Annotated in this window: 3 protein-coding genes; 1 reads left to right on the plus strand and 2 read right to left on the minus strand. The window is 65.3% G+C overall.

Translation table 11 applies throughout. From position 1 onward, the window contains the following. Positions 1 to 211: hypothetical protein (locus EN969_RS35655; RefSeq protein ID WP_206525284.1), on the minus strand; the 211-nt coding region annotated here is incomplete at its 3' end. A gap of 182 nt (positions 212 to 393) precedes the next feature. Between EN969_RS35655 and EN969_RS31535 the strand changes: the two genes are divergently transcribed. Beyond that, positions 394 to 561 (plus strand): hypothetical protein, encoded by a 168-nt coding sequence (locus EN969_RS31535; protein WP_013529303.1) that lies wholly within the window; start codon positions 394 to 396, stop codon positions 559 to 561. A gap of 72 nt (positions 562 to 633) precedes the next feature. Here the strand turns inward: EN969_RS31535 and EN969_RS31540 are convergent. Beyond that, positions 634 to 1,268 (minus strand): response regulator transcription factor (locus tag EN969_RS31540; protein ID WP_164758689.1); only part of this gene is annotated, 635 nt, incomplete at its 5' end.

The raw sequence follows: 1,268 nt of genomic DNA on the forward strand, positions 1-1,268 counted from the left end.
AACGAAAACAGCCGGTAACGAACATGGGAACGAAATCGAACGCGCTGTCCTGGCTTTTCAGGATCAGCATCGCGGCAGCGGTCATCGGCGGCGTCGGCATGGTTGCCGGCACCCCGCTGACAAGCCTCGGCGCGATGACTTCAGGCGAGATTTCGACCCTGCACGCCGCACTGTTTTTCGCCACGGTCTGGATTGTTTCCAGCCTGCGCATCGCCCGGCTAAAGGCCCTCTGGCGGGTCGGCCTTAGGCTGACGGGTTTGCGCGGCGCCTCCGGCAACTTGCTGCCGAGAGGACCGAAGGCCCGCGCCGAGACGGGGGGTTCCGTGGGCGGCGCGGGCGCTTCGGGGGTATCCTGAAGCGACCCGCAACAAACCATTTTGGGGAATTGGTACGATGAAAACGAAATTTGCCGCTTCGGTGCTTTCCGCACTGCTTTACGCCCAGGGCCTGCTCGGCTTTGCCGGCCTTGCCACCGTGCTGCTCAGGGACCGCGCCCACGCTGGCGAGCTGACCATGGGCAGTGACATGCCGGTGGGTCCATCGCTTCTGCTGGTACGCTGAGCGCCAAGAGCGTCGGGGCCGGAGATGGAAAATCCGATGCCCGAAACCAGAGACTGCGTCAGTGCCCGGCAATCAGTCCGCGAATTGCCGCGGCGGATCGAACCGGTAGCCGGCGCCGCGTATGGTGGTGATGGTTTCGGTGTCGAGTTTGCGGCGCAGCCGCACGATGCGCGAATCGATCGAGCGATCGAAGGCATCGGCGTTTTCGGCCGGCGCCGCGGCGATGATGTCGTCGCGCGTCAAAACCTTGCGCGGACTGGCCAGGAACAGCCTGAGCAGCGCCACCTGACCGGGCGAAAGCTGTTCCTCCGTGCCGGAGCGATGCATGACCATCGCCGATCTCAGATCGACGGTCGCGTTCTCCAGCACGATCAGTTCCTGGGTGCCCCTGCCGCGGCGCGAAAGCAGGCCGCCGACACGGGCGGCCAGTTCACGGACATTGAGCGGGCTCTCGATGACGTCGGCCGCACCAAGCTCCAGCGCCAGCACCTTGTCGACAAGATCGGCCGGGCGGCAGATCAGGATGAAATCCGGTCCGCCCTCACCGCCTCCTCCTTGGCCGCCATAACGTCTGAGCAGGTCCCGCCCCTCCGCCTGGCTGAGGCTGTCGCCGACGACGACGACGTCGATGCCCTTTCCCGACAGCAGCGATTCGGCCTCCCAGGGCTGGCGTGCCTGATGCACGTCATGGCCGCGCCGTTCAAGAT

It is taken from the genome of Mesorhizobium sp. M7A.F.Ca.CA.003.01.2.1 (assembly GCF_003998945.1).
Lineage (GTDB): Bacteria > Pseudomonadota > Alphaproteobacteria > Rhizobiales > Rhizobiaceae > Mesorhizobium > Mesorhizobium ciceri.

What these genes read in the sequence shown, in the direction of transcription:
- EN969_RS31535 (WP_013529303.1), top strand. Translation starts at nt 394, where the DNA reads ATGAAAACGAAATTTGCCGCTTCGGTGCTTTCCGCACTGCTTTACGCC.